Annotated in this window: 1 protein-coding gene and 2 pseudogenes; all 3 read left to right on the top strand. The window is 65.6% G+C overall.

The features are described 5' to 3' along the window. Window positions 1–191, top strand: a pseudogene (locus FUT87_RS28770) (hypothetical protein); the annotation flags it as partial. Window positions 192–725: 534 nt separating this feature from the next. Next, window positions 726–2,672 carry a carboxypeptidase regulatory-like domain-containing protein gene (locus tag FUT87_RS13430; RefSeq protein WP_147241344.1) on the top strand — a complete coding sequence of 649 codons (1,947 nt, stop codon included), beginning with the start codon at window positions 726–728 and terminating at the stop codon, window positions 2,670–2,672. Window positions 2,673–2,686: 14 nt separating this feature from the next. Further along, a pseudogene (locus FUT87_RS13425) lies at window positions 2,687–3,735 on the top strand (Oar protein); the annotation flags it as partial.

Here is a 3,735-nt window from a genome sequence, read left to right as displayed (position 1 = left end):
TGCGGGCCTCCGCGGCGGGCGCGCCGGCACGCGGCTTCGCGCTCTGGCGCCGCGTGGCCGGCCAAGCCTGGCACTTCGAGGCCCTGCCGCCGGACGGCCGCATCCCGCGGCCCTCGCCGGACGAGGCGCTGGTGCTGTCCGCGATCAATGCGATCGGTGAGGAAGGCCCTCGCGCTTCGTTCGTCGCCTGAACGCAGGGCCTTCACTGTCGATTCGGCGCAACGACCGACCCCGGCGGCGTGCGCTCATCAGCCCTAGGGGAAACCCTCGAAGACCAGCACCGATCGGCGGGTTGCGCCGCAGGGCGCGCCCCCCGTCCCTGGGCGCTGTTGCGCTTCGGTGTGGCGTGGGTGCCTCACCTGCAAACGCCAGTGAACACTTGTCACAGCTCCTCAACATTGGCTATCCAGACTGCGCCGCTGACGCGTTGGTGAGGCCGCCGTGAGCGCCCCGAAAAAGGGCTCGAATGAGGCATTGACGACGCGCTGTGAAGGAGAGGTCTCCCGATATTGCCGCATTGATGCGGCAGGTTTCGGCTGGTAGGCTTTTTGCTTCATAAGCGGAGATGGCGCGCCCAAGAGCGCGCCCGACGCAACAACAAACGAGGGCGGGCATCGCCGCGACGCGCACCACATCGCGTTGAAGTCGGCGACGGAAAACGTTTGCGGAACGTTCACAGCCCCCTCGGAACGGGTTTCGGTCTGACGTCGCACAGGAGCACAGGAATGAATCAGAAGGATTGGTTGGGTTTTTCGCGGACGGCGCTGGCCGCCGCGGTCGCCATCGTGGCGGCCGCGCCGGTGATGGCGCAGAACACCACCTCGGCCATCGGCGGCCGCGTGGTCGGCGCTGACGGCAAGCCCGTCGCGGGCGCCACGGTGGTGATCCTGCACAAGGAGTCCGGCTCCTCGAACACGCAGACCACCGATGCCGACGGCCGCTACAACGCGCGCGGCCTGCGCGTGGGCGGTCCGTACACCATCACCGTGACCAAGGGCGGCGACCGCGAGGTCAGCGAAAACGTCTACCTCGCCCTGGCCGAGACGCTGGGCCTGGACGTGCAGCTGGGCAAGAGCTCCACCCAGCTCGAGACCGTGGTCACCACGGGCAGCGCCACCGCGGCGAAGTTCAACAACTCGACGATGGGCTCGGGCACGCAGATCAACCGCGCCGAACTGGACGCCTACGCGTCGATCGCGCGCAACCTGCAGGACTACGCCCGCAACGATCCCCGCCTGGCGCAGACCGACAAGGAACGCGGCGAAATCTCGGCGATGGGCCAGAACTCGCGCTACAACTCGATCACGATTGACGGCGTCGCCATCAACGACAGTTTCGGCCTGGAAGCCAACAACCTGCCGACGGCCAAGCAGCCGATCTCGATCGACGCGATCCAGTCGGTGCAGGTCAACCTGTCCAACTACGACGTGACCCAGAAGGGTTACACCGGCGCCAACATCAACGCCGTCACCAAGTCGGGCACCAACGAGTTCAAGGGCAGCGTCTATTACGTCTACCGCAACGACGACATGGTGGGCAAGCGCTTCGACCGCGGCAACCAGCGCTATACCGATTTCCTGCCCTTCAAGGAAGACACCAAGGGCTTCACCCTGGGCGGCCCGATCCTCAAGGACAAGCTGTTCTTCTTCGTCAACTATGAAGAGCTGAAGAGCAACCGCGCCCAGCCCGAGTTCGGACCGATCGGCAGTTCGCTGACCAACAACGCGATCTCGCAAGGCCAGCTCGATGCGATCACCCAGACCGCAAAGAACGCCTACGGCATCGACACCGGCTCGGTGATCGGCCAGTCGCAGCTGTCGGTCAAGGACTACCTAGCCAAGATCGACTGGAACATCAACGACAACCACCGCGCCAGTATCCGTGTCGCGCGCACCGAGCAGTCGGACACCAACAACGGTTCCTTCGGCGGCTACAGCGCGACCGGCCTGCAGATGACCTCGCAGTGGTGGCAGCAGAAGAAGAAGATCGACACCGTCGTCGGCCAGTGGTTCGCCGACTGGACGCCGGACTTCTCGACCGAGCTGAAGATCTCGAACCGGGACTACAACAGCGTTCCGCAGAACAACAGCAACCTGCCCGCGATCGGCATCCGCTTCAACGGCGCGCTGCCCGACGGCGCCCCGGCCGGCGCGAGCACCGGCAACCGCTTCGTGAACTTCGGCACCGAGCAGAGCCGCCAGTTCAACGTGCTGGACACCAAGACCCTGGACGCCTACTTCGGCGCGACCTGGATCAAGAACGACCACGAGATCAAGTTCGGCGGCGACCTGCAGCGCAACAAGATCTACAACGCGTTCTTCCAGAACGTGAACGGCAACTACACGTTCGGCTGCGAAAGCGCCTGGACCTACAGCTTTGGCGCGATCAACTGCAACACCGCCTCCGCGGCGCAGGTGCAGGCGGCGGTGCTGGAGAACTTCACCCGCGGCCGCCCCTCGAGCTACCAGGTCCAGGTTCCCGTGGCCGGCGGCACGCTGGATGACGGCATCGCCAAGTGGACGCTGGGCCAGACCGGCGTGTTCCTGCAGGACACCTGGAATGTCTCCAAGGACCTGAACATCACGGCCGGCTTCCGCGTCGACCAGCTGAGCACCAACGACAAGCCGACCTACAACGCGCCGCAGCCGCGGCGGTCGTGCCGGGCGCGGTGACGGGCGCCAGCAGCGTGACGCGTGCCACGGGCGGTTTCGGCCTGGACAACTCGACCACCGTCGACGGCGAAAACCTGTTCCAGCCGCGCTTCGGCTTCAACTACGCGCTGGACAACCGCACCGGCCACAAGAAGCAGATCCGCGGCGGCGCGGGCCTGTTCCAGGGCGCCGCGGCATCGGTCTGGCTGACCAACCCGTACTCCAACACCGGCATGGCCACGCGCCTGGTCGGTTGCGGAACGGCCGGTCTGAACGCCTGCTCGGGCACCGCCTCGGGCGTGTTCAGCGCTGATCCGAACAACCAGCCGATCCTGGCAGGCGCAACGCCGGCCGCCAACGTCGACTTCATCCAGAAGGGCCTGGGCCAGCCGTCCGTCTGGAAGATGAACCTCGCCTACGACGCGGAGCTGCCGTTCTTCGGCATGAACTTCGGCGTCGAGTGGGTCTATACCAAGGTCAACACCGGCATCTACTACCAGCACCTGAACCTCGGTGACCCGACCGCCACCGGTCCTGACGGCCGCTCGCTGTACTACACGCCGCAGAGCTACAGCCCGAACTGCTGGACCAACACGAACGGCAGTCTGAGCACCACCGGCGCTTGCGCCAACGGCCGCTCGCGCGCACTGTCCAACGCATCGTTCGGCAACGTGACCCTGGCCACGAAGACCAAGAAGGGCGACGGCAACGCCATCACCCTGTCGTTCCAGCGTCCGGCCCGTGACGGCTTCGGCTTCGGCGTCGCCTACACCTACACGGAAGCATCGGAAGTCAGCCCGCTGACCTCGTCGGTGGCGAACTCCAACTTCAACTCGCGCGCCGTCTTCAATCCGAACGAGAACGTGGCCGCCAACTCGGCGTACATGATCCGCGACCGCTTCACGGCCAACGTGACGTGGCAAAAGGCGTTCATCAGCAACCTGAAGACCAACGTCGGCCTGTTCTGGGAAGGCCGTCGCGGCAAGCCCTACAGCTGGACCTTCCTGAACGACATGAACGGCGACGGCGTCGCCGGCAACGACCTGCTGTACATCCCCGCCTCGCGCGGCGCGGCGGGCGTCAA

Source organism: Mitsuaria sp. TWR114, assembly GCF_007997345.1.
The sequence above is the reverse complement of the archived record's forward strand: the minus strand, read 5'-3'. Positions and strand labels throughout refer to the sequence as shown.

Excerpts from the sequence above, each read along its gene's own strand:
- FUT87_RS13430 (WP_147241344.1), top strand. The coding sequence starts at position 726 with ATGAATCAGAAGGATTGGTTGGGTTTTTCGCGGACGGCGCTGGCCGCC.